This window comes from Synergistaceae bacterium, from assembly GCA_017450125.1.
In the GTDB taxonomy this organism is placed as follows: domain Bacteria; phylum Synergistota; class Synergistia; order Synergistales; family Aminobacteriaceae; genus JAFUXM01.
In genome coordinates this window covers 74,982-100,337 of sequence record JAFSWZ010000013.1, presented here as the reverse complement: position 1 = coordinate 100,337, position 25,356 = coordinate 74,982, and the positions used below count along the sequence as shown (strand labels likewise).

Annotated in this window: 26 protein-coding genes; 6 read left to right on the top strand and 20 right to left on the bottom strand. The window is 55.3% G+C overall.

Annotation, left to right across the window (positions count from 1 at the left end):
- The 16 genes from IJT02_02380 to IJT02_02305 form a co-directional block, all read right to left on the bottom strand.
- Positions 1–573, bottom strand: a complete 573-nt coding sequence (locus IJT02_02380) for a flagellar basal body L-ring protein FlgH (GenBank protein ID MBQ7543767.1) — start codon at positions 571–573, stop codon at positions 1–3.
- A 13-nt stretch (positions 574–586) separates the two neighbouring features.
- Positions 587–1,525, bottom strand: a complete 939-nt coding sequence (gene flgA / locus IJT02_02375) for a flagellar basal body P-ring formation protein FlgA (protein ID MBQ7543766.1) — start codon at positions 1,523–1,525, stop codon at positions 587–589.
- A gap of 5 nt (positions 1,526–1,530) precedes the next feature.
- Positions 1,531–2,322, bottom strand: coding sequence for a flagellar basal-body rod protein FlgG (gene flgG, locus IJT02_02370; protein ID MBQ7543765.1), 792 nt, complete (start codon positions 2,320–2,322; stop codon positions 1,531–1,533).
- 15 nt (positions 2,323–2,337) lie between these two features.
- Positions 2,338–3,144, bottom strand: a complete 807-nt coding sequence (locus IJT02_02365; protein ID MBQ7543764.1) for a flagellar hook-basal body protein — start codon at positions 3,142–3,144, stop codon at positions 2,338–2,340.
- 16 nt (positions 3,145–3,160) lie between these two features.
- A complete protein-coding gene (locus IJT02_02360; GenBank protein MBQ7543763.1) occupies positions 3,161–4,207 on the bottom strand; it encodes a rod shape-determining protein in 1,047 nt (348 codons plus the stop codon).
- Complete coding sequence (locus tag IJT02_02355) at positions 4,194–4,862, bottom strand: hypothetical protein (GenBank protein MBQ7543762.1); 669 nt, start codon at positions 4,860–4,862, stop codon at positions 4,194–4,196. Before IJT02_02355 ends, IJT02_02360 begins: the two co-directional genes overlap by 14 nt.
- The gene (larB, locus tag IJT02_02350; GenBank protein ID MBQ7543761.1) at positions 4,859–5,629 is read right to left on the bottom strand and encodes a nickel pincer cofactor biosynthesis protein LarB; all 771 of its coding nucleotides are present in this window, start codon (positions 5,627–5,629) and stop codon (positions 4,859–4,861) included. The genes IJT02_02355 and larB overlap by 4 nt, the downstream gene beginning before the upstream one ends.
- Positions 5,630–5,682: 53 nt before the next feature.
- Positions 5,683–5,979 (bottom strand): acylphosphatase, encoded by a 297-nt coding sequence (locus tag IJT02_02345; GenBank protein ID MBQ7543760.1) that lies wholly within the window; start codon positions 5,977–5,979, stop codon positions 5,683–5,685.
- A complete protein-coding gene (locus tag IJT02_02340; protein ID MBQ7543759.1) occupies positions 5,976–6,686 on the bottom strand; it encodes a hypothetical protein in 711 nt (236 codons plus the stop codon). Before IJT02_02340 ends, IJT02_02345 begins: the two co-directional genes overlap by 4 nt.
- 73 nt (positions 6,687–6,759) lie before the next feature.
- Positions 6,760–7,560: a class I SAM-dependent methyltransferase gene (locus tag IJT02_02335; protein ID MBQ7543758.1), complete on the bottom strand. Its 801-nt coding sequence runs from the start codon at positions 7,558–7,560 to the stop codon at positions 6,760–6,762.
- Positions 7,561–7,631: 71 nt separating this feature from the next.
- On the bottom strand, positions 7,632–9,365 hold the full coding sequence (locus IJT02_02330) for a (2Fe-2S)-binding protein (GenBank protein MBQ7543757.1): 1,734 nt from the start codon (positions 9,363–9,365) through the stop codon (positions 7,632–7,634).
- Complete coding sequence (locus IJT02_02325; GenBank protein MBQ7543756.1) at positions 9,359–11,218, bottom strand: FAD-dependent oxidoreductase; 1,860 nt, start codon at positions 11,216–11,218, stop codon at positions 9,359–9,361. The genes IJT02_02330 and IJT02_02325 overlap by 7 nt, the downstream gene beginning before the upstream one ends.
- Positions 11,219–11,293: 75 nt before the next feature.
- Positions 11,294–12,286, bottom strand: coding sequence for an aldose 1-epimerase family protein (locus tag IJT02_02320; protein MBQ7543755.1), 993 nt, complete (start codon positions 12,284–12,286; stop codon positions 11,294–11,296).
- Positions 12,286–13,782, bottom strand: a complete 1,497-nt coding sequence (locus IJT02_02315) for a UDP-glucose--hexose-1-phosphate uridylyltransferase (protein ID MBQ7543754.1) — start codon at positions 13,780–13,782, stop codon at positions 12,286–12,288. Before IJT02_02315 ends, IJT02_02320 begins: the two co-directional genes overlap by 1 nt.
- Positions 13,783–13,841: 59 nt before the next feature.
- Positions 13,842–14,978, bottom strand: coding sequence for a DegT/DnrJ/EryC1/StrS family aminotransferase (locus IJT02_02310; GenBank protein MBQ7543753.1), 1,137 nt, complete (start codon positions 14,976–14,978; stop codon positions 13,842–13,844).
- A gap of 31 nt (positions 14,979–15,009) precedes the next feature.
- Positions 15,010–15,528, bottom strand: coding sequence for a hypothetical protein (locus tag IJT02_02305; protein MBQ7543752.1), 519 nt, complete (start codon positions 15,526–15,528; stop codon positions 15,010–15,012).
- A gap of 115 nt (positions 15,529–15,643) precedes the next feature.
- On the opposite strand from IJT02_02305, the gene miaA reads away from it, so the two are divergent.
- Genes miaA through IJT02_02290 form a run of 3 tightly spaced genes read left to right on the top strand, consistent with a single transcriptional unit; the run spans position 15,644 to position 19,086 of the window.
- Complete coding sequence (gene miaA / locus IJT02_02300; protein MBQ7543751.1) at positions 15,644–16,588, top strand: tRNA (adenosine(37)-N6)-dimethylallyltransferase MiaA; 945 nt, start codon at positions 15,644–15,646, stop codon at positions 16,586–16,588.
- Entirely contained in the window at positions 16,585–17,436 is an 852-nt protein-coding gene (ispH, locus tag IJT02_02295; protein MBQ7543750.1) for a 4-hydroxy-3-methylbut-2-enyl diphosphate reductase, read from the top strand. Before miaA ends, ispH begins: the two co-directional genes overlap by 4 nt.
- Positions 17,437–17,463: 27 nt before the next feature.
- A complete protein-coding gene (locus tag IJT02_02290; GenBank protein MBQ7543749.1) occupies positions 17,464–19,086 on the top strand; it encodes a S1 RNA-binding domain-containing protein in 1,623 nt (540 codons plus the stop codon).
- 66 nt (positions 19,087–19,152) lie between these two features.
- Here the strand turns inward: IJT02_02290 and IJT02_02285 are convergent, their stop codons facing one another.
- The 4 genes from IJT02_02285 to IJT02_02270 are packed head-to-tail and all read right to left on the bottom strand — an operon-like array spanning position 19,153 to position 23,726.
- On the bottom strand, positions 19,153–20,469 hold the full coding sequence (locus IJT02_02285; GenBank protein MBQ7543748.1) for a PAS domain S-box protein: 1,317 nt from the start codon (positions 20,467–20,469) through the stop codon (positions 19,153–19,155).
- A complete protein-coding gene (locus IJT02_02280; GenBank protein MBQ7543747.1) occupies positions 20,454–21,233 on the bottom strand; it encodes a TIM barrel protein in 780 nt (259 codons plus the stop codon). The genes IJT02_02285 and IJT02_02280 overlap by 16 nt, the downstream gene beginning before the upstream one ends.
- On the bottom strand, positions 21,230–21,937 hold the full coding sequence (locus IJT02_02275; protein ID MBQ7543746.1) for a phosphotransferase: 708 nt from the start codon (positions 21,935–21,937) through the stop codon (positions 21,230–21,232). The genes IJT02_02280 and IJT02_02275 overlap by 4 nt, the downstream gene beginning before the upstream one ends.
- Positions 21,924–23,726, bottom strand: a complete 1,803-nt coding sequence (locus IJT02_02270) for an ATP-binding protein (protein ID MBQ7543745.1) — start codon at positions 23,724–23,726, stop codon at positions 21,924–21,926. The genes IJT02_02275 and IJT02_02270 overlap by 14 nt, the downstream gene beginning before the upstream one ends.
- A gap of 75 nt (positions 23,727–23,801) precedes the next feature.
- Here IJT02_02270 and thpR point away from each other — a divergent pair, with 75 nt between their 5' ends.
- The 3 genes from thpR to IJT02_02255 all read left to right on the top strand — a co-directional run bounded on the left by thpR (position 23,802) and on the right by IJT02_02255 (position 25,343).
- On the top strand, positions 23,802–24,344 hold the full coding sequence (gene thpR, locus IJT02_02265; protein ID MBQ7543744.1) for an RNA 2',3'-cyclic phosphodiesterase: 543 nt from the start codon (positions 23,802–23,804) through the stop codon (positions 24,342–24,344).
- A gap of 68 nt (positions 24,345–24,412) precedes the next feature.
- A complete protein-coding gene (locus IJT02_02260) occupies positions 24,413–24,757 on the top strand; it encodes a hypothetical protein (protein ID MBQ7543743.1) in 345 nt (114 codons plus the stop codon).
- Positions 24,738–25,343 carry a 4Fe-4S binding protein gene (locus tag IJT02_02255; GenBank protein ID MBQ7543742.1) on the top strand — a complete coding sequence of 202 codons (606 nt, stop codon included), beginning with the start codon at positions 24,738–24,740 and terminating at the stop codon, positions 25,341–25,343. The genes IJT02_02260 and IJT02_02255 overlap by 20 nt, the downstream gene beginning before the upstream one ends.
- Positions 25,344–25,356 lie beyond the last annotated feature (13 nt).

Genomic DNA, 25,356 nt, shown 5'->3' with positions numbered 1-25,356 from the left:
TTAGAACACCGTCTGCAGAATCTGCGTGATTACTCCGACTTTCTGGGTACGCGAGATCATCCCGCGCCCCTTCACGGAAATTTCGGCGTTCGCGACAAGGCTGCTGTTGATCTGGTTGTCCGCCGTAACATCCTGAGGACGAATCACACCCACAAGCTGGAGCTGTAACATCTCCTCGCTCGTGCGGATGTCTCTTGTGCCCTCAATCACTAAATTTCCGTTGGGCAGGACTTCCGTAACCAGACACGCCAGAGTTGCCGTAGCGTGGTGCTTGCGTTCCGCCGAACCGTCGCCAGCTGTTGAGTTTGTCGTGCTGAACGTTAAGCCGCGAATGAACTTCAGGATTCCCAGTCCGTCTTGGCCGCCGTTGATGTCGTTGTTGCTGGACTTGCTCACGTCCATTGTCGCCTCGTCCTTAGCGTCGGTCTGCTCGTTCACGAGGACGGTAACGATGTCTCCGACCCTGCGGGGACGGTCATCCGCGTACCAGTTGTTGTCGTCGTTCCACAACGAGCCCGCGCACGCACTCCCTGCCACCGCCAGCACAAACAGTACGCACAAAAACTTCTTCATGTACATTCCCTCCTTAGTTGACCTGAACTTCTACCGTGTTTTCATTGATGATGCGCGCCCGCAATTGTACCCTCTTGTCGTCTGCCCTGCGAACCTTCACCCATTCGCCCGGACTGCCGTCCTCCATCAGGATACCTTCTGCCGACACAGTTATTCCGCCGTAACGCGCAATTATCCTCACCCTCCGGCCTCTCTTGAGCATGTTAGAGCTCGTTACACTGCTGAGAGGGATGGGCTCTCCCTGCTTGATGGTCTTGTTGGCAGTGAAGCCCGCTATTTCTGCAACAGATGAAGCGTAAAGTCCGGGACGGGTTATCTTCATCGGCCTCACTATGAGGCTTCCTGCAGTGAGCCGGTCGCCCTTGTTGACGTTCCGCGAGGCGAAGACTACGTTCTGCGTCCACGTCAAGCGAACTCCCAGAGACCGAACGCATCCCGTGCTGTCCCTGAAGCGCAACGTTGCCGCCTGAGTTCCGGGCACGATGCTCGCAGGGTCAACAAGCTCACCGTCAGGCACAGGAGAACCCGCGCTCACCTCAACTTCTCCGTTCCACGACGCGAGGGACTTGATGAGCGGTGCTAGGCTCTGTGCTGTGCGTACCTGCGGAGTCTCCGTGAAATTCCCCTCGTAGCCCGGAGCTTCTATGCGCGAAAATGGAGGCATGTAGAGTTCTATCCTTGCGTCGCTGGCATCACTGTCCTGAATCGCACGAAGCACCTCGTTCCGCGTCAGCCTGCCTCTGTCCGCAAACACCTGAACGTTCACGAGGATATTCCGCGTCCTGAGCTGTCCGCCTGTTATACGTGCAACTTGGCCGAGCGTGAAACTGTCTCCGGCAGCGTAAATGACCTCAGGAATCTCTATCCTGATGGTCTGCGCGGCTTCAGCACCCGCAATACAACAAAGCAGGAGCATCAATGCCAGACACTCCTGCCGCAATAACTTGCGCATAACCTTTAACGTTTCAGGCCGTTAGCGATTCTGAGAAGGTCATCTGCTGTCTGTATGCCCTTAGAGTTCGCCTCGTAAGCCCTCTGTGCAACTATCATTTCTACCATCTCTTCAACTACCTGAACGTTCGACATCTCTACGACGTTCTGTCTGACTTGCGGCATTCCGTCTTCTCCGGGAACTCCCGTAATGGGTTCGCCGCTCGCGTCCGTCTGCACAAACAGCCTGTCGCCGATCGCGCGGAGACCTGTGGGGTTGATGAAGCGGGCAAGCTCTATCTGTCCGAGTTCCTGAAGCTCAGTCTCGCCTGCGATACGTACGCTGACTACTCCCGTCGGCGATAACTGAATCTCCTGCGCGTTTGCAGGAATCGTGATTGCGGGTTCGAGTAAATACCCGTCCTCGTTGACTATCTGCCCCTGATCGTCAATCTGCCATGCTCCGCCTCGCGTGTAACCTATATCGCCGTTGCCCAAGTTCACCTGAAAGAAGCCGTTGTCGTCGATTATTGCCCAGTCAAGCGGCCCGTCCGTTATCTGGAAGTTTCCCTGAACCATGAAGCTGGGTGTTGCTGTTACTCTAGTGCCTAGTCCTACCTGAACTCCTGTAGGCACAACGCTTCCGCCCTCGATTGGTGCGCCGGGCTCGCGGTAAATCTGGTACATCAAGTCCTCAAAGTCTGCACGTCTCTTCTTGTAGCCCTGCGTGTTGACGTTCGCCAAGTTGTGCGTAACTACGTCTAAGTGTGTCTGCTGGGCTATCATTCCTGACGCGCTCGTCCACAATGAACGTAACATTATCGTTTCCCTCCCTTATCCGCGACTGAATGCTGTAACCAGTCGGCTCGTCATTTCGTCATGCGTCATCAAGGCCTTCGATGCTCCCTCATAGATTCTCTGAGCCTCAATCATTCGTGCCATCTCCGTAACTACTTCAACGTTCGACATCTCCAGTGCACCGCTCCACACACGGACATTCTCGACAGCTTCCGCCTCGCCGGACTGCTCCGTAGGCGTGAGGAGGTTGCGCGACTGGTGATGAAGGTACGTCGGATTCCCGAAGTTGAAGACTGCGATTCGCCCCACGACCTCACCGTCAGCGATGACTTGGCCGGAGCGGTTGATTTCGACGTGCGACGCGTTGCCGATGCTTATTGCTCCGCCCTCACCCTGAAGCATCATTCCGTTCGGCGTAACGATGTTTCCCGTGCCGTCAAGCGTGAAGTTCCCCTCGCGCGTGTAGAACGTGTTGTCGTTCTCGTCAGCTACCGCAAAGAACCCCTCGCCCTCTATCGCCACATCCAGCGGGCTTTCAGTGGTCTTCAGCACTCCCGGAAACGTGTCCATAACGTCCTCAGAGAAGATTGCGGCAAGAGCAACTGAGCCGATGACCTCGCGCCCCCTGAAAGGCATATCCGCAGGCAGCACGGTGGTAATCTTCGTCTCGCCGTCCTCGCTGACCTTCTCGATGCGGTCAAGAAGTGCAGAGAAGTCCGCCGTCGCGCTTATCCTCCGCTTGTAGCCCGGCGTGTCTACGTTGGCCAAGTTGTTGGTGATTACGTCAAGATGCGTCTCCTGAACAAGCATTCCCGACGCGGCTTCGTATATCCCTCTGTTCATGACTCCTCAACTCCCTCTAGTAGTGCTTGCGGCTCGAACGCTTCAGGTTCACCAGCATTGAGCTTCTGCCGGAACTCTTGAGGCGGTCAATCTCCGACAAGGCTTTACCTGTCCCGAGCGCAACGCTCTCCATCGGGTTTTCTGCCGTGAAACAGTTTATGCCGGTCTGCTGGGCTATGAGTTCGGGCAGTCCGTGAAGCAGAGCTCCTCCGCCCGTAAGCACTATTCCTCTGTCAATTATGTCGGCGGATAATTCGGGAGGAGTTAGCTCGAGGACGTTGCGTATTCCGTCAATCAGCGTCTGTATCATCTCGCCAATCGCCATATTCACCGCCGAACTGGTTACGTCTATCTGTCGCGGAAGTCCCTGCACGAGGTCTCTGCCTTTCACTATCATGTGCTTGTCTTCCTCAAGGGGAACGCATGTGCCTATCCAGATTTTGAGGTTCTCTGCAGTCTGCTCACCTATTGCAAGATTGTACTGTCTCCGAAGGTAGCGCATAATCCCTTCATCGAACTTGTCGCCCCCGAGCCTTAATGACTTCGACACAACAACTCCTCCGAGCGAAATCACGGCAATATCCGTCGTTCCTCCGCCGATGTCGACGAGCATTTTTCCGCGCGCCTCCTCAACGTCGAGGTTCGCACCTATCGCGGCGGCCATTGGCTCTTCAATGAGGTACGCTTCACGTGCCCCGACCTCTAGAGCTGCCTCAAGCACAGCACGACGCTCAACATCCGTTGCTCCCGAAGGTACGCAGATCATAGTGCGGTTGCGGAAGAACCTCTGCGAACCCTTAGTTACACGCCTCATGAAGTGCTGAAGCATAGCCTCAGTCATCGCGTAGTTGGCGATTACTCCGTCGCGGAGGGGACGTACTGACGTTATGCTGCCCGGTGTCCTGCCGACCATGCTCTTGGCATCGTAACCCACCGCCAGAATGTCGCCGGTGTCCTGATCCACCGCAACAACAGACGGCTCGCGCAGAACTACTCCGTGATTCTTCTCGTAGATGAGTACGGTTGCTGTCCCTAAGTCTATTCCGATGTCAGTCCCGAACAATTCCGCGCACCCCCGCTAACAAAAGCAGCATCATCAATGCTCCGAAACCTGAATTGCACCCGCTGTCCGTCTCTTCTTCGAGCGTAGGCCTCTGAGTTCCGTACTTCCAGACCGTACAGTCAGAGTTGAGCTCCGTTTTGCCCACAACGTCAAGGTCAACGTAGCCTGTTATCCTGACCTTGCCGGACGTTGTTGATGTCAGCGTAACCCTGTAGGTCAGCCCGTCATTGTAGGCGTAGACCGGGAGCTCGTAGGGATGGCTGTTCGACGGCCTCATTTCCGGCAATGGAACAGGGATTCTTATGTAGTTGGGGAGGTGGTCGCTCCATGCCTTGATGTCCAGCTCTGTCGCCGTAATCTTCAGGTCAATCTCGTATGCTGTCAGGAATTTCAGGTCTCCGCTGAGGATGTCGGGGCTGTCGGGGTATTCCTGCCTCACTAGGTCGCGGCTGGCTGCGTTGTCCAGAACCTCTTGAGTTGTCGAGGTCGTCAGGTGCATGTCTCCTTCAAGCTCGAGGCTGACGCGCAGAAATTCCTTCTCCACAAAACCTGTCCCCGCTAAGTTCCAGCCGCCCGAAATGTCATAATCTTCCGCAATACTTGAACTGCACAGCAGCATCACAGCCGCCGCCGCAAGCAGAATTTTTCTCTTCACTGCTGATCACTATCTCCTTCCGTTCGTATCCTGTTTATCATGGCCGCCAAATATCCGGCTCCGAATCCGTTATCTATGTTCACGACACTTACACCGCTGGCGCAGGAGTTCAGCATTGCCAGCAGTGCCGCAATTCCGCCGAACGATGCACCGTAGCCCACGCTCGTCGGTACGGCAATCACCGGGCAGTCCGCTAGTCCTCCGAGAACGCTGGCTAACGCTCCCTCCATCCCGGCGACCGCGACGATGACACTCGCGCTCATTATGTCGTCAATGTGCGACAATACGCGGTGAAGCCCGGACACTCCGACATCGTAGAGACGTTTCACCCTGCTCCCGAGAACTTCTGCGGTGAGCGAGGCTTCTTCTGCGACGGGAATATCGCTCGTTCCGCCCGTAGCCACAACAACAGAACTCTTCCCTTCGGGCTCGGGAATCTCTCCGGCGACTCCTGCGCGGGCTTCGGGGTAGTAATTCACCTCACAGCCAAGTCGGCCAAGTTCTGCGTGTGCTTCAGGAGAAAGACGCGTGATAAGTATAGCTTTCTGGTGGTGGGAACGCATTACGCTGACGATGCCCGCTATCTGCTCTGGGGTTTTCCCTGCGCCGTAAATCACTTCACTTGCTCCTTGACGAAGCTGGCGGTGAAGGTCTACTTTCGCATAGCCGATGTCCTCGAAGGGTGCTTCCTTGAGCCGGAGATACGCCTCATCAATATTTATCGTGCCGTCCTTGAAGTCGTGAAGTATCTGCTTTATGTCATTCATGCAAACTCTCTCTTATCTGTGGAATACAGCAAATGATAACACACGCAGTTGACTTAATACACCGGGCCGAAATATGTCTCCTCTTCCTTGACCCTTTCGCGGTAAAAGATTACCTGCTTAACGACTGCCATGCTCGGCCCCTGCTTCAGCTTCTCCTTCATCTCGGCGACGCACTCAGGCACTCCCTGAAACACTACCTCGACCCGTCCGTCAGAGAGGTTCTCGACGCTTCCTGTCAGCCCTAACCTCTCTGCCTGCTCGAACGCCCAATAACGGTAGCCCACGTGCTGAACCCTGCCGCTGATGAGCGCGCGTACACGGATGAAGCTGCTCTTGTCCTCGTAACTCATTGCCATACCCCCGAATCTATAAGCTGCTGTGTAACTTTTCCGGCCCAGTCATTATTGCTCGCAGGTGATGCCGGGCTTGGATGCAGAATCCTCACAACCTTTACGCCCTTCAACGCCTCCCGTGCTCTCTTCTCTGCGAACGCTCCAACTCCGACGACAACTTCAGGCCTGAGTTCGGCTACTACACCTTTGAGGCACTCATCACAGAGCGCGAAGAGGGCTGATTGTTCGGGCTTGCGGAGCTTGTCGGGAGTGAGGTTGCGGCCTTGTTCGATGAACAGTAACGGGCAGTAGTTCAGGACGATGTTCTCACGGAAGAAGGCTTCTGCTGTGCCGAAACGCTCCCTGAAGAGCCCCCAGAGCCTGCGTCCGCTGACCTCTGAACGTGAACACTCGAGGCCTTTGACAGGGTAAGATGGGTGCTGATGCTCAGGAGGAACAGCGTCAATCCTGCTGATGCCGAGAAAGTCTCTGACTGCGTCAACCTCGCCGAATGGGACTCCTGTCTGAGCCATGCCGTACGGGCCGGGGTTCATTCCGAGAAAGACGGTGCGGGGATTGTCCGGGCACAGATGAAGGTACTGCGTGAAACCGTCCCAAGCGTAACGCAGAGGATTATAGACGCACTCGACAGGAGGCGTGAACGTCAGAGCGTCAGCATCCGTGCGAAGGCGTGAATAAAGTTCAAGTATGCGCGAATTGTTCATGATGGGGTATATTTTACACGAGAGGACGGGCAAAAAAATATCCCCCGTTAAGATCTCGGGGGATGCTGATAAATTACAGACGGCAAACAGCTACAACGCTCCCTCCGAATGGCAGTGATATTGACGGCACAAACAGCGATTCGAATGAATATATTGCAGTGAGTATCTTGTTCAGTCCGAAACCAGGTATTCCCGTACCGCTCTTGTTGAAAGCACGCCCTAATGCCATGAGCGGGAAAAGAAATGTGTTCATATAGCCTGAATAAGTTACTGTGAAGCCGTGTGATGATATAAGCCTCTTGAGGTGCGTCCTAGTGTAACGCCTGTAATGCCCCATTCTCTTATCGTGTGCGCTGAACATCCATTGATACGCTGGCACAGTGACAAAGAGGAAGCCCCCACGCGCAACATATGGCTTCAGGGCTTCGAGTGCAGCTCCGTCGTCCTCAATATGCTCCAGAACATCGAACATACATATAAGGCTGAAAGTTTTTCCGTTAATCTCATCAAGACCGTTCGGAAGCCAGCCCTTAACTTTTGCAATAAGGGAACTTTCCTGTATTGCGCTGCGCGCGTAATCATCCAGCTCCATCGCCGTAACATGGCCGTATCGGGACAATATGCCCAGATTTGCGCCTGTTCCGCTGCCTATTTCCAGTATGTGGGGAGTTTGTGAAAAGAATATCTTTTTGCGTATTATTCTGTCTATGACTCTGCGTCTGCCTTCGAACCACCAATGTGCACTCTGTGTCTCCAGCATTTCCTCAAACTCGCCGCGACTCATTGCGTGGTCTTCGGACTGTGGAGCTTCAGGATTTATATCAGCGCACAGTTCGTCCTGAGTCCTGAGTCCTGAGTCCATTATGTTACTCATTATCGTTTTGTCAACCGTCCTTCCTGTGAAAATTTCCCCCCGCCGTAATTGACGAGGGGATAACGTTCGTCCTACTTCCACAGCTCCCACTTGGCCTGGTCGGTGTGGAGAAGATGATGCGACTTCTCGCCCAGCGGTGCTCCGAGATACTCAGCATAGCACTGCTTGATGCTCGGATTCTCGTGCGAGAAGCGGAGGTTCATTGCGCGATCCATGTCGAGAAGGATTCTTCCTCTGCCTTCGCCGAGCTCCTGTCCTTCCTCGATGGGCTGTCCGCCACCGCCAGCGCATCCTGTCGGGCACGCCATGCACTCGATGAAGTCATACTGCGCCTTCCCGCTCTGTACGTCCTCGCAGAGCTTGCGGATGTTTCCGAGCCCGTGAACTACCGCGATCTTCAGCTTCGTTCCAGCAATCTCGAACGTCGCTTCCTTAAAGCCGTCGTAGTCGCGCACATAACGGAACGCGTTCGGGTCGGGGTTGCTGCCCGTAACAAGGTAGTACGCCGTACGCAGTGCCGCTTCCATTACGCCGCCGGTCGTCCCGAAGATGTGTCCTGCTCCTGATGCAGTCCCAAGAGGAGCGTCAAACTCCGACTCCTCGAGAGCCTTAACGTCGATGCCCTCAGACCTGATGAGGCGGTCAAGCTCCCTCACTGTCAGAACAACATCAACATCACGCGCGCCGGAACTGTTCATGCATTCCACGTCGCATTCATACTTCTTGGCCGTGCAGGGCATGAATGACACGTGATAAATCTTGTCCGGCTCAACTCCCAGAATCTGGGCGTACCACGACTTGATGATTGCTCCGAACATCTGCTGGGGTGATTTCGCGCTCGACAGCTGGGGCACTAAATCCGGGAACTCCATCTTTATGAACCTCACCCAGCCCGGACAGCATGATGTGAACATCGGGAACTTCACCGGCTTACCCGCAAGAGAGGCCTTGAGTTTCTCGACGAACTCGCTGGCTTCCTCCATAATCGTGAGGTCAGCAGAAAAGTCCGTGTCGAAAACGTAGTCGAACCCTACAGCACGCAATGCCGCCGCAAGCCTGTTCTGTGAAGCCTCTTCGTGGGTGAGGCCGAGCTGTTCGCCCCATGATGTTCTGACTGCCGGAGCTACTGAGGCTATCATTATCTTCTCCTTCGACGCGAACGCATCACGCACCTTCTGGGTGTCGTCGCGTTCAACGAGCGCACCTACAGGGCAATGCGTAATGCACTGTCCGCAGACCGTGCAGTCTACCTTAGTGATGTCCTGCCCGCCCGTTACGTCAACCGTCGTGCGCGAGCCGGTCTTCGCGATGTCCCAGACGTGCATAGCCTGTACCTTGTCGCATATCTGGACGCAGCGCATACACTTGATGCACTTGCTGGCGTTGCGAATCAGCGGAAAATCATTGTTCCAGTCGAACGCCGCAATGTCCTCATGATACGGGAAGGTGTTGATGCCCAAATCGTTTGCTGTCGTCTGGAGCTCGCAGTTCCCCGACCTCACGCACTCGGCACAGCGGGCATTGTGCTGGGAAAGGATAAGCTCTACGTTTATGCGTCTGGCCTGGCGGGCTTTGGGGCTGTTCGTGAGAATCTTCATGCCTTCCTGAACGATTGTGTTGCAGGATGATACCAGCCTGTCCTGTCCCTCGAGCTCGACTACGCACACACGGCACGCGCCTATCTCGTTGACCTTCTTCAGGTAGCACAGGTGAGGTATTGTTATGTGGTTGAGCTTCGCGGCTTCAAGTATCGTCGTGTTCTCCGGGACCTGAATCGCTTTTCCGTTAATCGTCGCGTTTACCATTCGAACTCACGCCCCTCTCTGAATTTTCCGAAGCCGTAATAGTCGCACCGCAAGCACCTGTTCGACTCCTGCTCCATCTCTTCCTGCGTCATGCCCTGCTCAACCAGCTTGAAGTCGTGGATACGCTGGTCTATCGGACGTTCGCGCATCTTCACGCGGCCGCACGCAGCCCTGTTGTGAGGTACGGGGTCAGGAATCTCTACGGGAAGCGTAATCGGATGGTGGAAGCCGAGATACTCATCAATGTTTGCCGCCGCGACTTTGCCTGCCGCGATTGCACGGATGACTGTTGCGGGGCCCGACACGCAGTCGCCGCCCGAGAACACTCCGGCCATGTTGTCGCCCTTGACTGCCTCGCTCTCGAATGCCTCAATGCATCCCCACTTCACTGCGATGCCTGACTGTTCGAAGTTGTAGCTGTCGATGCCCTGTCCGATTGCGACGACGATAATATCTGCCTCGATTCTAATAGGCTCTGCGCTCGCGTCTTTGGGTGCGGGACGGCCGCCCTTGATGTTGCTTATCATCTGCTGCTTCACCCAGAGTGCTTTGGCCTTTCCGTCCTCGCCGACTTCAACCTTAAGCGGTGCGGCAAGTTCCAGAATCTCGCAGCCCTCAACCTCTGTTGCCTCGACTTCTTCAGCAAGTGCAGTCATGTCGTCCTTGCGCCTGCGGTAAGCCAGCGTAACCTTGTCCGCGTTGAGCCTGAGTGATGAACGTGCGCAGTCCATAGCGACATTTCCGCCTCCGACAACTACGACCTTCTTGCCCTTGAAGTTCGGGAAGTCCTCATCACCGATTCTCCTCAGAAGCGCAACAGCTGACATTACGCCCTGTGCGTCCTCGCCGGGAATCTTTAAGGTCTTGTCGGTGTGTGCTCCGATTGCGATATATACTGCGTCGAACTCTTCACGGAGCTTTGACAGGGGAAAGTCTTTTCCGCCTACGGATACTTCTCTGTGAACCTTGATGTCTCCGGCCGTAAGCAGGGTCTCTATCTCGTCATGGAGAATCTCTCTGGGCAGACGGTATGACGGGATGCCGTAGCGGAGCATTCCGCCGAGATGTTTGCGCTGTTCGAAGATTTCCACGCTGTGGCCCATCATTCCGAGATAGTACGCGGCACTGATTCCGCTCGGGCCTCCGCCGATTATTGCGACTTTCTTGCCTGTTGCAGGTGCTGGCTTCTCGCCGTCGCGGTATACCGGCACGTGTCCTGAATGGTCAATCGCGTAGAGCTTGAGCCCTCTGATGTTGATTGCGTCGTCAACCATACGGCGGCGGCACTTGTTCTCGCAGGGATGCTCGCAGACCATTGCGCACACGCTCGGGAACGGGTTATCTTTGCGGATGAGCCTCACTGCGTCGGCGTAACGTCCGGCGTTGACCAGCGCGATGTAGCCCGGGATGTCGACGTGCGCGGGGCACAGCGTAACGCACGGCACTGCGTGGAAGCCGTCTGCTGTGCAGTGGTGGCCTTCACTTGCGTGGGCTACGTAGTCATCACGGAAGCCCTTCACGCCCTTCAACACCATGTTGGCGGCCTCGTAACCTATTGCGCAGTCCGCAGAGTCGGCGATTGTCTCGGCTGTACGCTCGATTGTCGCAACGGTGGACATGTCTCCCTTGCCGTCAATGAGGTCATCAATCAGCATCTCGAGCTGGGGAAGCCCTACGCGGCAGGGCACGCACTTTCCGCACGTCTGCGCTGAACACACCTTCAGGTAACTGCTCGCAAGGTCCAACGGACACAGGCCGGGAGGTGCTCCCGTTACTCTGCGTTCAAGATCCTTGTGAAGCGATTCGACGGTTGCCTGAGCTTTTGTCTCGTTAGTAATGCTGAGGCGACTCAAAATTCATCACTCCCTCGTTAAGTTTGCTATCTAGTTTTACCCGCTGGATAAGTGTAATTATACCCTATGAACACGCTAAATTTCCGACAGCTTAAGCCTCACGCAATGCTTGACGCTCCCAAACGCACCGAGCTTCTGAAGCCTGCCTTCCTTCCTCTCGTTCGCGCGTCCCATGATGTAGCAGTTCGACGGCTCAAGCCCCATCACGTAATCACCGCTCGCCGGGTTCTTCCACTGCGCAAGGATGGGCAGAGTGTCCAGCGACCACGTAATCTCCGCGCACAGGCCCACTTCAGGGTTCTTCAGGCGCGCGTAAGGCTCGCTCTCCATCTCGTTGAAGAAGACCTGCTCCTCCTCGCCGTCAATCGGTGCAGGGAACTCGCATTGTGTGCTGATGTTTGCGGCGGCGTAGGGCGTGCGGGGTGTAACCTTGCGCTTGGCCGGAAGCTCGAGGACTGCATGTTCGCTCAGCATCGGCCAGCCGAAATTCATGTGGTACAGCATCATGTATTCTACGGGTGCGGGCGTGAGGTTCGTGATCTCGTCCTCAATCGTGAGCTCGCTTCCCCAGACGGGAATCGTGTACCGTCTCTTCACGCTGAAGTTGTGTCCACCCTGCTCTGTCTCCCTGACCTCTCCGCCGACAATGATGTTCTCCCCGTCAACGTAACCGTACAGGCCTTTTGCGCTCTGTCCGTGATAGCGTCCGTGAAGCGGCTGAAATTCACCGTTGCCGTCGGTGTCGGTGTTCTCCGGGCCCGCAGAAAGCAAGCCGCACGTGAAGAGCATTCCGCCCGGGAAGTACCGCCCGAACTCGCCGCTTACAGGCAGAAACCGTGCGGGAGAGTCGTAGCCGTTCTTCGTCATGTAGCTGATGTTCACGCCTTTGTAGCGCAGATTTCCGATGTCCAGCCCCGTGTCCGGCAGAATGTCAAGCGTAAGCCCGCCAGCAGTCTTGACCTGATAGATTGCTATTCCGCGTGCGTTGCCTTCGTCCAGAATTACCCTGCGGACACCGTAAACCTGCCCGCTGTTGCCCACGTAACGATAAAATCTCTCCTTCTCCATTACCGCAATACCTCCGTCATGAATTTGTCGAATGCCGCCGTACCTTCCGGCGTTCTCTTGTAGACCCCGCTGTCCGTCAGAACCTGCGCGAACACGTGCCCGACCTCAGAGCGCAGCATCTCCCGCGTCTCCGTCTCGCCGCTCAAGCCCTCGTGCTTCTTCCGAAGGCCTCTGTACCACACGTCATGCGCCTCAAGCTCTGACGGCAAACTCTCTTTCCCCTCAAGCCACGCCGCGCATATCTTCTCCAGAGCACTCTTCAGCCTCGCAGGAAGAACCGCCAAGCCCATTACCTCAATCAGCCCTATGTTCTCTTTCTTGATGTGGTGAACTTCTGCGTGAGGGTGGAAAATGCCCAGCGGGTGCTCTTCGCTCGTTCTGTTGTTCCTGAGCACAAGGTCAAGCTCGTAGTCCGTACCGTGCCTCCGCGCAATCGGCGTGATCGTGTTGTGGGGCTCGCCGTCGGAATACGCTAACACTCCCACGCTCTCGTCCGTCCATTCGCGCCACGCAGAAAGAATCTTGTCCGCTAACGGTATCAGCTTCTCGGGGTCTGCCGAACGCAGGCGCACCGCACTCATCGGCCACTTTATGCGTCCCACTGTTACCCCACTATCACCGTACTCGTACTGACGCTCGAACGGAGCTGTGTTCATCGCGAAGACGTAACGCCCTCCCTGATAGTGGTCGTGTGAGAGTATCGAGCCCCCGACGATGGGCAAATCTGCATTCGAGCCCACAAAGTAATGAGGAAACTCCGTGATGAACGCAAAGAGGTTGCTGAACGTCTCGTGGCTGATGAGCATGGGCACGTGATTGCCGTCGAGCACAATGCAGTGTTCGTTGTAGTAGCTGTAGGGCGAGTACTGGAAATACCATTCACGCCCCTCAAGCTCTACGGGGATAAGCCTGATGTTCTGTCGCGCAGGGTGGCCGTGATGACCGTAGAAGCCCTCGTTCTCCTTGCAGAGCAGGCACTTCGGGTAGCCGGTCGCCTTTATCGTCTTGGCCTTCGCAATGTCGCGCGGGTCTTTCTCGGGCTTGCTCATGTTTATCGTGATGTCGAGCTCCCCGAACTCCGTCGCACTCTTCCAGCAGATGTTCTTGGCCGTGCGCTCGGAACGTATGTAGTTCGACGACACTCCCAGCGCGTAGAAGTAATCAGTTGCCGCTACGGGGGACTGTGCACGCAGGGCGTTGAACCTCTCGATCACGTCGGAAGGTCTGGGTGTGAGTGCCCCCATTAATTCCGTGTCGAGAAGGTCGCGCTCGGTCTCTGTGTTCTCGATGAGGTGATTTTCTGCCGCCCAGTCAAGAATCCTGGCCAAGATGCTGTCCGGCGATGTCCCGAACGTCTCGCTGATGTCTTCGGGCTGGAAGTCGTGGATGCCGAGTATCCCGATGAGCGAATTTGCCGCCCATATCTTGTCGGCGGGCGTGATAAGCTGGTGGTGAAGCGCAAAGGCTAACAGCCGGTTGAGTTCGTGGTTGACCATAAAACAATACCTCCATATTAAGCTGAATGTTGGGGGATTTATGGAGGTATTGTATCAGATTACTTCGTGAAGAACTCTGCTATTCTCACCACTACTTCTTCCTGTTCCTCCTGCGTCAGGCCGGGATACACCGGCAAGGCCATAACCTCACGCGACAGCTCCTCGCTGACCGGCAGGCTTCCTTCCGCGTAACCCAGATACCTGAAGCACGGCTGAAGGTGCAGCGGCAGGGGATAATACACCCTCACGCTCACTCCCTTATCCTCAAGGAAGCTCATCAGCTCATCGCGCCTCTCCTTGACCCTCACTACGTACTGATGCCAGATGTGCACGTTGCCGGGCAGTTCCTCAGGGACGCTCACGAACTCATGAAGCCCCTTCGCCTTGAACAGCAGCTTGTAGTACTCGGCTGACTTTCTGCGCTGTTCGTTCCACTCGTCGAGGTGGCGGAGCTTGATGTCCAGTATTGCCGCCTGAATCGCATCAAGCCGACTGTTTATGCCTATCTCGTCGTGGTAGTACGTCGTCCCTGAACCGTGAACACGAAGACGGCGCAAACGTTCCGCAGTGTCCTTGTCGCGAGAGACTACCATTCCGCCGTCCCCGCAGCCCCCGAGATTCTTCGTCGGGAAGAACGAGTAGCACCCAACATCACCGACGCATCCTGCGCGCGTAATCTCGTCATTGACGTTGCGCGTCGCACCGAAAGCCTGAGCCGAGTCCTCGATGACCTTGATGCCCTTGCCGTGAAGCTGGGGGATTATCTCTTCAAGCGGTGTCATCTGTCCGAACAAGTGCACAGGCAGAAAAACTCTCGTTCTATCCGTAACTTTGTCCATCACCTGCTGAAGGTCGATGTTGTACGTTACAGGGTCAACGTCCACGAACACCGGCACTCCTCCGAGACGCGCAATCGCCCCCGCCGTCGCAAAGAACGTGAACGGCGTTGTGATTACTTCGTCGCCGGGCTTGAGGTCTTCGGCCATCAGAGCAAGAAGCAATGCATCTGTACCCGACGCACAGCCAACACACGAGCCTTCTGGAATCTCGAGATACTTCTCGCAGTGCTTCTCGAACACACTGACTTCACGCCCGAGAATAAATCCCTGCGAGGCAAACACTCTCTCTACCGCCGCAGAAACTTCCGGCTTTATCTCACTGAACGAACGCTTTAGGTCTAAGATTGGTACTGCCAATTACGAATCATCTCCCGATAATTATTATCCGTCATTTGCCCCCGAGTGTCAGCGGCTTCACTGCGTCGGGAAGGCCGGTCTCGTGGTCTTTCGGCAACAGAGGGTTCGACGAGTACCTTGACCAATCCCGCATGCTGCCGCGATAGTTCTTCAGGCGCGAGGGCGAAAAGTTGAAGTGCCGGATCAACGCATCAGCGAACTTCCCCGCCGCTGTCCCGGTGTTACAGTACAGTATCACCGTCCTGTCCTTCACGATGCCCGTCTTGGCCAGTGCCGCCGCTGGTGCCGCAATCTTCAGGTCATCGAGCGGAAAGTTCACTGCTCCAGGAATGTGCCCGCCAGGAACTCCAGGCATCGGAGACGCTCCCTCAAAAACCTCCTCGCTCCTCACGTCAACCAGCACGTAGCCTGCTTTCCCGGTGTTGGCCTTGACGTACGACGCGTCCACGTCCTCAACATGCGGCTCGAACCGCGAGTATATCAGCGTAACCGCAAACACTACCGCGAACACTACCGGCGCAACTATCTCGAGGGGAGGATACTTCTTCATCACAGTTCGTCTCCTTCATGTAACGGATTGGCTAATTATACACTCGCAGTTTCACGATTTATGCTATAATCACCGCATCAATTCTATTTCGCGTCAAGAGGTCATTAGCATTTTTATGAATCGGCAGCCTGTGGTTGCTTTAATCGGAGCTACAGCGGTAGGCAAAACTGCGCTCAGCTTATCCATTGCAGAGAAACTAAACGCTGAAATCATATCAGTAGATTCACGTCAGGTGTATCGCTACATGGACGTTGGCACTGACAAGATTTCGCCTGCGTTGCGCCGTGAAATTCCACACCACATGATAGACATTGCCGACCCCGACGAAAAATTCACCGTCTCAGACTTCGCAGAAGAAGCATCACGTGCGGCATCGCGTATTCTTGCGCGCAGACGTATCCCGCTGTTCGTCGGCGGAACTCCGTTCTACTACAACGCGCTGTTTCACGCTGTGCTGAATGAAGAGCTGCCGTCTGACTCTGAGGTTCGGGAGAAGTACGAGACGCTCGCCAACTCTCAGGGAGCAGAGCTGCTTCACATGAGGCTGGCTGAGGTTGACCCCGAGACGGCGGGAAGGCTCCACAAGAATGACGTTCAGAGAGTAACGCGGGCTCTGGAGATATGGGACTTGACGGGGAAAGCTCCCTCACAGCTCTATCAGGAAGGCAGCAAACGTGATTACGGCTTCGATGTGCTGTACGTCGGGCTGTCGCGGGCGAGGGAAGAACTGTTCTCGCGCATAGAGATACGGCTTGAGCAGGAGTTCTCGGAGGGTTTCCCTGAAGAAATAAGCTGGCTTCTGTCGCACGGTTTTGATGAGAGGTTCAACCCGCTGAAGGGCTTGGGCTACAAGGAACTCATCGAGCATCATCGCGGGAAGTTGACACTGGAGCAGGCACTTGAGCAGACAATCTCACGGACAAAGGCATTCTGCCGGAGACAGCAGACGTGGTTCAAGAAGTTCACGCCCGCAGTCTGGTTTGACATGTCCGCGTCAAATCACGAGGAAGAAATCATAGAGGCTATAACACATCACATGCACGGAGAAGCTCACGAATGATAACGGTTATGGCGGAACATGCCGGTTTCTGTTTCGGGGTGAAGCGTGCAGTCGACGCAATAGAGGCAGCCCTTCGCGACACGCCGGAGGTCTGGACGATAGGGCTTCCCATCCACAACCCGCAGGAAGTTGCACGCCTTGAGGCTATGGGGCTGAAGGTAGCACGTTCGGCTGAGGACATCCCCGCCGGAGCAAGGGTGCTCATTCGCGCTCACGGCGAGCCGCTCGAGGTGCTGGCGGAACTTTCGGCGAAGGGTGCAGTTGTCGATGACATGACGTGCCCTTTCGTCAAGAAGGCTCAGGACATGGCGGCGGAATGGGAGAAGCTGAACTATCACATCGTTCTTCTGGGAGACAAGAACCATCCCGAAATCAAGGGCATTCTCGGGCACACTGCACATCCTGAAACCGTCGACGTTGCGGCGGATGAGGAAGAGGCAGCTCACATCACCAGACATCCGAGAATCGCACTGGTCTCGCAGACTACGCAGAGAGAAGAACGCCTGGCGAAGGTAGCAGGGCTTCTTTCAATGAAGTGCTCGGAGCTCCACGTGTGCAACACAATCTGCAAGGCTACGGCCGAACGTCAGGCAAGTGCACGCGCACTCGTCAGAGACAGCAATGTTGACGGAGTGGTGCTGATTGGCGGAAGAGAGAGCGCGAACACCGGCAAGCTGAGGGACATAATAGCTTCTGAGGGAGTAAGTGTGTTATGGGTAGAGGACGAGGACGAGCTGGAGGAAAATCGCAACTGGTTCACGGGTAAAAACAGGATTGGTATTGCCGCCGGAGCAAGCACGCCCGGGTGGCTTATCGATAAAATACGTAACATAATAGCGCACAAATAGGCAGTAATAGGGGGTTTGATTCACATCATGGATCAGCAGGAATTAACAGCACAGGAAGCTGCAGCAGCGGAAGACACAGCACCCGTCCAGTCGGAAGGTGCACAGGCAGAAGCACAGCATGAGCCGGAAAACATGGGGGAACTCCTCGACCAGTACGGCAGCGCGGTGAGGCTTCGCAAGGGGCAGATACTTACGGGCACGGTAGTAGGCAAGACGGACGCAGGTTTCATCGTCGACGTAGGGTTTAAGTGCGAGGGCGTTCTTCCCGAGAAGGAGTACACCAATCACGCGCTCATCGAGACCGGCCCTGAACCTAAAGCGGGCGACCAGATAGAAGTTGAAGTAGTCAGCGTAAGAGACGGCGAAGAAGCACAGTTATTGCTGTCGCGCTGGAGGCACGAGTTCGACAGGAGATGGGAAGCACTCGAGGCAGCCGTAAAGGAAAGCCCCGTGATGCAGGTTCGCGGTGTGAGCCGTGTCAAGGGCGGGCTCATGGTGGACAGCTTCGGGCTCGAGGGGTTCATCCCCGTATCTCACCTCACGCTTGCAGGCAGAGGAGCTAACCCGTCGAACTTCGTCGGCCAGAACATAAAGGTCAAGGTACTCGACCACGACAAGAGGAAGCACAGGCTTGTGTTCTCGCGCCGCGAGCTCCTCGAGGAAGCAGAGAACGAGCGTAAGGCCAAGTTCTACGAGAGAGTTCATGAGGGCGACATCGTAGAAGGTGAAGTGTCGAGCCTGACGGACTTCGGCGTGTTCGTAAATCTCGGCGAGCTTGACGGCCTCGTTCATGTTACGGAGCTCACGTGGAAGCGCAACGTGAAGATACGCGACATGTTCAAGAAGGGCGACAAGGTTAAGGTGAAGGTCATCGGTATCGAGCGCGACAAGGACAGGATTTCCCTCAGCATCAAGCAGGTAACCGGCGACCCGTGGGACACCATGAGCGAGCGCATCCACAAGGGCGATGTCATGAAAGGCACGGTAACGAACCTCACGGACTTCGGGGCGTTCGTTGAGCTTGAGCCGGGCATTGAAGGCCTCGTGCACGTCGGAGACATCAGCTGGGCGCGCATCAAGAAGCCGCGTGATGTCCTTCGCAGAGGGCAGGAGCTCGAGGTTCTCGTTCTCGAGGCAGACCAGGAGAAACGCCGCATCAGTCTCGGGTGCAAGCAGCTCAATGACCCGTGGGCGGACATCGACAAGCGTTACGTCAAGGGTCAGGACGTGCCCGTAAAGGTTGTGCGTCTGGCGGAGTTCGGGGCGTTCGTGGAGCTCGAAGAGGGCGTTGAGGCACTTATCCACATCTCCCAGCTCAGCCGCAAGAGAGTGGAGAAGCCCGCTGACGTTCTCACGGAAGGCCAAGAAATTACGGCGCGCATCCTCGAGGTTGACCAGGCACAGCGCAGAATGAGGCTGTCCCTCAGCGCGCTTGAGCCCGAACCTGTGAAGGAGGCAGCACCTGAGGCGGAAGGCAGACCCGAGCTTAGGGGAGACCGTTCCGAGAGAGGCGACCGCAGAGACCGCAAGGGCGGAAAGAATTACCCTCACCGCGATAAGGATGTTACAGGTTACGAGGACGACTCGGAAGAAGGAAATTACACCCCGTTCGCGGAAGCCTTCAAAGGCTTGGACTGGGGAAAAGAGTAACAAGGCGGAAACAAAAACGGTCTCTCCGAGAATGGGGAGGCCGTTTTCATTGTGCGTTGGTGAGGGCTAAAACAGGCTTTTGACCCACGAGGGGAAATTGTCGGGCTTGGAGGTGAAGCAGATTGTGATTTGCCGTCCGCTGACACTGACAGCCTTTGCGTAAAGCAGTCCCCCGTCAGTATTTATCACGATGTTTTGCAGCGCGTCGACGTGATTACCGCTCTCGATGACTGCATAGCGTTCATCGTCAGACAGCTTCAGAACTCGGCCTGTGCATTCTTCACCGTCAACGTTCTTTGCGCCGGTAATCCTGAAGAATTTTACCTCTGGTTTGCGCACAGTGTCCCTCATCACGTATTCTTTGTGCGTCATGTGAACATCACCCAGCCCGTCGACCGCAAATATCTTCATGGGGCTGGCCGTACCTTTGGGCATGAAACTTTGTTCCTCTGAGACTGACAGCTCAGAGTGAAGCCCGGCCTTAGTGCGTTCCGTGATGTATATCTGGCTGCCGGTCGTGAAGGTCTCAGTACGTCCGGCCAAGTTGACCGTCTCGCCCATACAGCCATACTTCATCTTGTCCGCTGAACCTATATTGCCGACGACTGCAGGCCCGGAATTTATCCCTATACCCATCTCCAGCGCAGGATAACCATGCGAAGCGTTCCAGCTGTTCACGCCCGACATCGCGTTCTGCATCTCGAGGGCACATGAGACGGCGTGTTCTGCGTGCTCAGGGTCAGCCTCAGGTGCTCCGAACACGACAAATATTCCGTCGCCAAGAAACTCTATCACCGTGCCGTGCCAGCGGGATATTACTGCGGTCATTTCCTCGAAGTAGTGATTGAGTATAGCTATCAGGGTATCAGGGTGCAGCTTCGTGCTCAGTGCAGTGAAGCCCCGAAGGTCGCTCATCAGTATGGTAACGTCGCGGGTCTGGCCTCCCTGTTTCTCGCCGCCGGGTGTGGTCAGGACGTACTTTGCGATTTCCGGCGAGGTGTACCGTGCAAAAGCAGAGTTCACGCGCACAAGCTCCGTTAGGTCTCTTGCTACCATCACGAAAATTCCGTTCCCATCGTCCATGTACGTCATATTTACGTGAAGGCTGAAGATTTTTCCGTCGTTGGCCTCGTACTCGACAAGCGAATTTATGTCCTTGCCCTGTGTTACTGCGTCGAGGAAGAGCTGGATAATACCGTCATTCTTCTCTGTGAAGCGGATAACGTCCCATATCTTCATTCCGTCGTAACGGCTGAGGCTGAAGAGTTGTGCCGCGCTGTTGTTGACGTATAGCACAGCACCGTTCTTTCTGGTGATGCACACAGCGTCAGCCATGTTCGCGAAAATATAGGCTAACCGTGCCTCTCTCATATCATCCTGCATAATGTCCTGATGTCCTCCATTAACGGCTGGCCGTGATATTCCGGCCTCGTGTACTCTATGATTAGGTCTGCTTCAGGAACCTGCGCGCGGATACAGGTCATGACTTCCGCAAAGTCCAGCGTCCCGTCATTAATTCTGTTGTGCAGGTCATGAACTCCGTCGTTGTTGTGAAGGTGGAATGCGCGTATCTGCGGCTTCAGGTCAGCAATGAGCTTCCTGATGTCCCATGAATTTGCGTGTGCGTGCCCGATGTCTATCAGCACGTCAAAGCTCTTCTCCCTGCACAAGTCAGTGAACTCCTGCTGGTCTAACAGCTTGTCGCCCTTGATGTCTGTGCCGGTGTTCTCCACAAAAATCTGAACGCCGGAGAAGATTTCCCGTATCTCCTCGAGATTGGCGAGGGACGTGCTCAGCATCGCGTCTTTGGCGGAGGGGGGTACTGCGCAGTTGTTGAGGTGATAGACCATGTGCTCAGGGTGCAGAATGTCCGCGTATTTCTTGGTCAGCATGATGTGCCGCATTGATTCAGCGTATTCCGGCGTGCCCTTCGGGGCGGTGTGCTCAACGCAGAAAACAGGCTCGTGAAAGCTCACAGTTCCTTCACGGAAGAAGTCCAGATTGGCCGCAAGGTTTGCCTCGAACTCCGGCAGGTCGAACATCGGCAGAATCTCAAAGCGCAAATCATCCCCAAATTCATCGCGGTAAATCTTGGCCGTCTCGAGCCTGCATCTCGGAAGGACGCACGTATTAACGTATATTCTCACTTGTCAAGAAGCCTCCTTAACTTGTCGATTGTCGGTGCAATCATGAAACTGTCGGGCGAGGAAAGCTCAATCATCACGACATGAAGAAACCTCATCCACGCAAGAATCTGAATGTCCCTGCTGTCTCCGGCGAACTCGAACAGCTGATTTCCTGCGCTGAGCGTGTTCATGTCGATTAGCATCATCTCGCCGTTGGAGAGCATTACGTTTTTCATCTGGATATCACCGTGAACAAGCCCCGCCTCTTCCGGCACAGCTGTAACGAAACTTTCAAGCCCAGCGTAAATGTCCTCAGGCAGATACTGCTTGATGCACTCGAGGTAGTCTGTGTAGACCTTGCGGACATCCGGGAACTCTCCGGGCTTGGCTTTGACTGCGTGAAGTTTCCTGATGAACCCGGCGTATTCCTCTATGAGCTTGTCGGCCTTCTCCGGGTGTGCGGCTATGAAGTCGTTGCAGTTGCGCGCCTCTATAAGCTCGAACATTGAGCCGTAACTGTCTCCTACTCTCGCAATCCCGAACGGTATCGCCGTCGGAATGCCCCTGATAAACGCCCGCCGAGATCTTTCCTGCTCAGTCTCTATAAGGGGCAGGTTTGCGGGGTCATCGTAGACTTTCACCACAGTATCAGCGTCAAGCCTGTAGACTTTGCCGAATGTGCCCGTGCCTATAACCGGGCAGCCCTCAATACTAACTTCCCTCATGTGTCCTCTCCTTCTCCTTTGTGTCAATGTATATCATGATGTTGTTGCTGCTGAACGCGTTGAAGTACCTCACATCGTCAGCCAGCTTCATTAGGATGCGCATTCCCGGCACGTTCTCGCCGGAGTCGTCTTTGTGGGCACGGTAGAAAGCTGAGATGTCGAAGTGCTCGCAGCAGTCCCGCAGGGTCAGGCAGATTTTCCCGCCGTTCAGGGATAACCTGTAATCGGCTCTGAGACTGTGCCAGCGTTTGGGCTTGCCGTGAGCGATGATGTTTCCGGCCGCTTCCTCAACGAACAGCGACATCAATTGTGCCTTCTCTGCGCTAATTCCGTGCTCAAGGCAGAATGACTCGGCTCTTAAGCTCTCGCGCGACACGTCGTCCATTGAGGAGATTGATGCGTACATGTTGTCAGCCTGAGAACCTCCGAAGCCGTCGGGAAGGAACATGCAGTCCCTCAATGAGCCCGTGCGGACGTAGACAATCACCGCCAAAAAGACCAGCAGAATTACTTTGCCGACAGCTATTGATGCCATGATGCCCTTCGAGCCGAATAACATGCCCATCACAAACGCAGTCCCTACAGGGATAATGAACCTGTCGCTGAAGTTGATGACGTTCACCATAGTCCGCTGGTTTATGCCCTGCAGGTAGTCGTGAAAGGCTAGCGACAACGTGTCTGGCACCAGCCCTAACGCCATGCACCTTATGCTGAACGCCGAGAGCTCCACAACTTCGGGTTCTGACGTGAAACATTGCGCTATCCATGTAGCGGCGAAGAAGACTATTGCGCCGACTGTGCCGGAGATAATCACTGATAACTTCATCGCGTAGTTGAACAGCCGCGTTAGACCCTGCCTGTCCTCTGCACCGTAAAAGATACCCGTCATGGTTACCAGCGTCTTTCCGATGCCCAGACCTATGCAGAAAAGCACCGTGTTCAAGTCGTTCTGCATTCCGCGCGCCGCAATTGCCGCCGTCGAGAGAGCTACATAGATGTTTATCCTGTTGACGGCCAAGTCTCGGAGGGCTGTAGCAAGTTTCAGCGTGAAAGCCGGTGATGCTGCCCTGAGCATTTCGGGGAGCTGTCCGAACGTGAAGGCTTTTAGCGAAGTCCTGAAGTATGAGTTTTTTCGCAGGAAGTGAGGGAGAAGCACCAGAGCCTGAAGCAGGTACGCCGCAGAAGTCGCAATCCCCATCCCGAACGTTCCGCCGTGAAAGACAAACGCATTCAGCAAATCACCGGCTATGTCCCCCACAAACAGCACGAAGGCCGACGACGTGAACAGGGCTTTTCCGCTGTCCATGACGATAATCGGCCCGATGACCTGTATCAGCATGATGAAGGGTATTCCCGACATGTAGCCTCTGAGGTAGCCCAGCATGTGGGGATAGATTGACGGATGAGAAGCCTGCGACACTCCGCAGATGTTGAGCAGTCCGTCCGGCCAGAGAATGCACAGCATAACTAGCACCAGTGCGAACAGGGCATCAATTATCAGCGCAACAGTGAAGGCAGAATTGGCGGTGTCCCTGTCTCCGCGACCGATGGCCTGAGAACTCACTACCTGCGCGCTCACTGAGACTGCTCCGCTGAACAGCAGGACTATTCCGTTGAACGGCCCGAGCAGAGATACGCCGGAATATGCCTGAGAGCCCAGAACTCTGCTGGTGATTATGCCGTCAATAAGCACAGCCCCGTAGCCCGCAAGCTGGGTGAATATCATGGCTATTGCTGTGGAGAGGAACATTGCAGGTATAAGGTCAGGCTGAGATTTTCTGTGAAGCATGTCTGTATTTATTACCTCCGATTATGAGCATCAAACGTGTAGAATTAGTATTATACCAGAGAGAGGAGACCATCTATGTCTGAGCTTATACGTGCATTCGTCGCCGTGAAGATGCCGGGGAACTGCGCGGACACGCTGGAGAACTTCCTTGCGGACTTGCGGCCTCTCGCGCCGATACGCTGGATGAGGCGGGAACAGTTCCACATAACGCTGAAGTTTCTCGGCGAGCTTCCTCGTGAGGTGATAGAGCAGGTCAAGGACGCGTTAGAGCCCCTGAAACACTTTGAGCCTTTCACCGTAGGGCTGGACTATATAGGCGCGTTCCCCAACCTCAATGCTCCGCGCGTTTTGTGGCTCGGCGGAAAAGAAGGCGCGTCGGAACTTGGCCGGATTGCACGGAAGGTTGACGAGGTGCTGAGTGAGGAGGCGGGGCTTGAACGTGAGGCACGGAAATTCCGGGCACACATGACGCTTGCTCGCCTGAAGGACTCCCGTCTGCCTGAAGAGTTGGTGAGGGAGCTGGGGGAAGTTCCGGCGTTGTCGTTCACGTGCGGGGAACTGTACCCGATGAGGAGCCAGCTCACTCCTAGAGGGCCGGTGTACTCGGAGCTGATGTGAGGGGGTTACGTGTTAAACGGTCGGCATGCCTTCCCGTTTAACAACCCGCCCACCCACCCCCCAAAAACATGACGATGTATTGCAAGTTAGAGATATTCATTCCAGAGACACACCTAGCTGTGTTGCAGGAGACACTGAGAGCGTGCGATGCCGGGCACATCGGGAAGTACGACTCGTGCATGTCGTGGAGCAGAGTTATCGGGACATGGCGGCCTCTCGAAGGCACTAACCCTTACAGCGGGAGCATCGGCACTGTCAGCGAAGAGCCGGAAATCAAAGCGGAAGTTACGTGCAGGGTTGAGGATGTCGACGGGGTAATTGAGGCGGTGAAGAAAATTCATCCCTACGAAGAGCCGGTCATTAACGCAATACCATTACTAAGGACGGGATTAGATGATAAGACGGATAATTAACATCGACGAGGCCAAGTGCAACGGCTGCGGGCTGTGTGCTCGTGCCTGTCATGAGGGAGCAATAGACATCGTTGACGGCAAGGCCAGACTTGCGCGGGAAAGTTTCTGCGACGGGCTCGGAGACTGTCTGCCGGAATGCCCCGCAGGTGCGATAACCTTCGAGGAGCGCGAAGCCCCCGAGTACGATGCTGTTGCGGTTGAACGCTCGAAGGTTGCGCGCGCAATGATGGCGCAGGGTATTCAGTGGCCGATACAGATTAAGCTCGTGCCCGTTAATGCGGCGTTCTTTGAGGGGGCTGACTTGCTGGTTGCCGCTGACTGCACAGGGTACGTGTACAGGAACATTCACGACGAGTTCATGAAGGGACGCGTTACGCTGATTGCGTGCCCGAAGCTCGACGGGGTGAACTACGCAGAGAAGCTCAGCCAGATTTTCGCGCTCAACGACATCAGGAGCGTTACCCTGCTGAGAATGGAAGTTCCGTGCTGTGGCGGAATGCAGAGGATGATTCAGGAAGCGTTGAACACGTGCGGGAAGGAGATACCGTTCAGGACAGTGATAGTTTCCCGCGATGGGAGAACGTAAAAAAAATCCCCCT

What these genes read in the sequence shown, in the direction of transcription:
- IJT02_02380 (MBQ7543767.1), bottom strand. Translation starts at nt 573, where the DNA reads ATGAAGAAGTTTTTGTGCGTACTGTTTGTGCTGGCGGTGGCAGGGAGT.
- flgA (MBQ7543766.1), bottom strand. Translation starts at nt 1,525, where the DNA reads ATGCGCAAGTTATTGCGGCAGGAGTGTCTGGCATTGATGCTCCTGCTT.
- flgG (MBQ7543765.1), bottom strand. Translation starts at nt 2,322, where the DNA reads ATGTTACGTTCATTGTGGACGAGCGCGTCAGGAATGATAGCCCAGCAG.
- IJT02_02365 (MBQ7543764.1), bottom strand. Translation starts at nt 3,144, where the DNA reads ATGAACAGAGGGATATACGAAGCCGCGTCGGGAATGCTTGTTCAGGAG.
- larB (MBQ7543761.1), bottom strand. Translation starts at nt 5,629, where the DNA reads ATGAATGACATAAAGCAGATACTTCACGACTTCAAGGACGGCACGATA.
- IJT02_02345 (MBQ7543760.1), bottom strand. Translation starts at nt 5,979, where the DNA reads ATGAGTTACGAGGACAAGAGCAGCTTCATCCGTGTACGCGCGCTCATC.
- IJT02_02340 (MBQ7543759.1), bottom strand. Translation starts at nt 6,686, where the DNA reads ATGAACAATTCGCGCATACTTGAACTTTATTCACGCCTTCGCACGGAT.
- IJT02_02335 (MBQ7543758.1), bottom strand. Translation starts at nt 7,560, where the DNA reads ATGAGTAACATAATGGACTCAGGACTCAGGACTCAGGACGAACTGTGC.
- IJT02_02330 (MBQ7543757.1), bottom strand. Translation starts at nt 9,365, where the DNA reads ATGGTAAACGCGACGATTAACGGAAAAGCGATTCAGGTCCCGGAGAAC.
- IJT02_02320 (MBQ7543755.1), bottom strand. Translation starts at nt 12,286, where the DNA reads ATGGAGAAGGAGAGATTTTATCGTTACGTGGGCAACAGCGGGCAGGTT.
- IJT02_02315 (MBQ7543754.1), bottom strand. Translation starts at nt 13,782, where the DNA reads ATGGTCAACCACGAACTCAACCGGCTGTTAGCCTTTGCGCTTCACCAC.
- IJT02_02305 (MBQ7543752.1), bottom strand. Translation starts at nt 15,528, where the DNA reads ATGAAGAAGTATCCTCCCCTCGAGATAGTTGCGCCGGTAGTGTTCGCG.
- miaA (MBQ7543751.1), top strand. Translation starts at nt 15,644, where the DNA reads ATGAATCGGCAGCCTGTGGTTGCTTTAATCGGAGCTACAGCGGTAGGC.
- ispH (MBQ7543750.1), top strand. Translation starts at nt 16,585, where the DNA reads ATGATAACGGTTATGGCGGAACATGCCGGTTTCTGTTTCGGGGTGAAG.
- IJT02_02290 (MBQ7543749.1), top strand. Translation starts at nt 17,464, where the DNA reads ATGGATCAGCAGGAATTAACAGCACAGGAAGCTGCAGCAGCGGAAGAC.
- IJT02_02285 (MBQ7543748.1), bottom strand. Translation starts at nt 20,469, where the DNA reads ATGCAGGATGATATGAGAGAGGCACGGTTAGCCTATATTTTCGCGAAC.
- IJT02_02275 (MBQ7543746.1), bottom strand. Translation starts at nt 21,937, where the DNA reads ATGAGGGAAGTTAGTATTGAGGGCTGCCCGGTTATAGGCACGGGCACA.
- IJT02_02270 (MBQ7543745.1), bottom strand. Translation starts at nt 23,726, where the DNA reads ATGCTTCACAGAAAATCTCAGCCTGACCTTATACCTGCAATGTTCCTC.
- thpR (MBQ7543744.1), top strand. Translation starts at nt 23,802, where the DNA reads ATGTCTGAGCTTATACGTGCATTCGTCGCCGTGAAGATGCCGGGGAAC.
- IJT02_02260 (MBQ7543743.1), top strand. Translation starts at nt 24,413, where the DNA reads ATGACGATGTATTGCAAGTTAGAGATATTCATTCCAGAGACACACCTA.
- IJT02_02255 (MBQ7543742.1), top strand. Translation starts at nt 24,738, where the DNA reads ATGATAAGACGGATAATTAACATCGACGAGGCCAAGTGCAACGGCTGC.